Source organism: Massilia sp. TSP1-1-2, from assembly GCF_049896185.1.
GTDB lineage: Bacteria > Pseudomonadota > Gammaproteobacteria > Burkholderiales > Burkholderiaceae_D > Telluria_A.
Genome location: NZ_JAFCTU010000086.1, coordinates 1 through 1,571, shown reverse-complemented (window position 1 = coordinate 1,571; position 1,571 = coordinate 1). Strand labels below are relative to the sequence as shown.

Genomic DNA, 1,571 nt, shown 5'->3' with positions numbered 1-1,571 from the left:
AACTGTGTTTCCAGATAACTCACATTTTATCAATCACTTACGGCATTCTTGCCCTTTTTTATGCAAAATTCAGGCTAAGAGTGTTAGCTGACAGCCGTTTTTGTTGCAGTGCGCTGCGCAGGACGAACTTCCACGATAATATAAGCTCTTATCACCCCGATGACACCATGACCGACAACGCTGCCCCGTCCCGACTCCCCTCGCGCCCCGCCCAGAGCGTGCGCGTGCTGCTGCTCGACGACGACAACTTTACGTTGGAAATCATGGCCGACATGCTGGCCGCGCTAGGCGGGTTTGACGTGCGCTGCGAAACGCAGGCGCGGCGCGCGCTGGCCACGCTGGCCGGCGAACGCCCGGCCCTGTTGATCTGCGACTTGTCGATGCCGGGAATGGATGGCATCGAATTCATGCATGCGGCGGCGGCGGCCGGTTTCCAGGGCAGCGTGATGCTGCTCTCGGGCATGGATGGGGGCGTGCGGCGCGCGGCCGAAAGGTTGGCGCGCGCGCATGGGCTCAAGGTGCTGGGCGCCTGGCAAAAGCCGATCAGCGAAGCCGACCTGCGCAGCGCGCTGGCAACCATGGCAACGATGGCGTCCCATGCCGGGGGCCAGAACGAGAATTTGTACAATCCGGCGACACATCGGGCAAAATAGGTTATTATTTCGGCTAAATCCCCGCCTGACACCCTCTTGCCGCCCTTCCACATTGAATTTGCACACAGTGTCACCATCATAGTGTTGCAACTAAAAATACGGAAGCTGGCGATATGCAAAGCAGGGCCGGCTTGTCCCCAGGCATTACACCCCTACCTCTGTTGAGGAATACATGAGCGAAAACATTAAACACATCAGCGATGCATCCTTCGAAGCGGACGTTCTCAAGTCCGAGCGTCCCGTGCTGGTCGATTTCTGGGCCGAATGGTGCGGTCCGTGCAAGGCCATCGGCCCCATGCTCGAAGAAGTCGCCAAGGAATACAACGGCAAGATTTTGGTCGCCAAGATGGACGTTGACGCCAACCAGGCCGTACCGGCCAAGTTCGGCATCCGCGGCATTCCAACCCTGATCCTGTTCAAGAACGGTGTCGTGGCTGCTCAAAAAGTTGGCGCCCTCGCCAAAGGCCAGCTGACGTCGTTCATCGACAGCAACATCTAAACAATCCATGTGACGGCAGCGCGCCCGCGTTGCCGTCTTTGATTAACCCACGCTGTTCCCTCCCCTACCTTTACTTCCCGTCACGGGACTCAACTCATGCATTTATCTGAACTGAAGGCTATGCACGTCTCTGCTCTACTGGAGATGGCAATTGGCCTCGATATCGACAACGCGGCCCGGCTGCGTAAACAAGAACTGATGTTCGCCATTCTCAAGAAGCGCGCGAAGTCAGGCGAACAGATTTTCGGCGACGGCGCCCTTGAGGTGTTGCCAGACGGCTTTGGCTTCCTGCGCTCGCCCGACGCCAGCTACATGGCGTCCACCGACGACATTTATATTTCACCTTCGCAAATTCGCCGTTTCAACCTGCACACGGGTGACTCGATCGAAGGCGAAGTGCGCACCCCGAAAGACGGCGA

3 protein-coding genes are annotated in these 1,571 nt (G+C 57.6%); all 3 read left to right on the top strand.

Annotated elements, in window-relative coordinates; all coding sequences use genetic code 11:
- The first annotated feature begins 167 nt into the window (after positions 1-167).
- Positions 168-653 carry a response regulator gene (locus ACP7BV_RS26915; protein ID WP_426107963.1) on the top strand — a complete coding sequence of 162 codons (486 nt, stop codon included), beginning with the start codon at positions 168-170 and terminating at the stop codon, positions 651-653.
- 172 nt (positions 654-825) lie between these two features.
- Entirely contained in the window at positions 826-1,152 is a 327-nt protein-coding gene (trxA, locus tag ACP7BV_RS26910) for a thioredoxin TrxA (RefSeq protein ID WP_426107962.1), read from the top strand.
- Between the two features lie 96 nt (positions 1,153-1,248).
- A partial coding sequence (locus ACP7BV_RS26905) for a Rho termination factor N-terminal domain-containing protein (protein WP_426107961.1) occupies positions 1,249-1,571 on the top strand: 323 nt, incomplete at its 3' end.

What these genes read in the sequence shown, in the direction of transcription:
- ACP7BV_RS26915 (WP_426107963.1), top strand. Translation starts at nt 168, where the DNA reads ATGACCGACAACGCTGCCCCGTCCCGACTCCCCTCGCGCCCCGCCCAG.
- trxA (WP_426107962.1), top strand. Translation starts at nt 826, where the DNA reads ATGAGCGAAAACATTAAACACATCAGCGATGCATCCTTCGAAGCGGAC.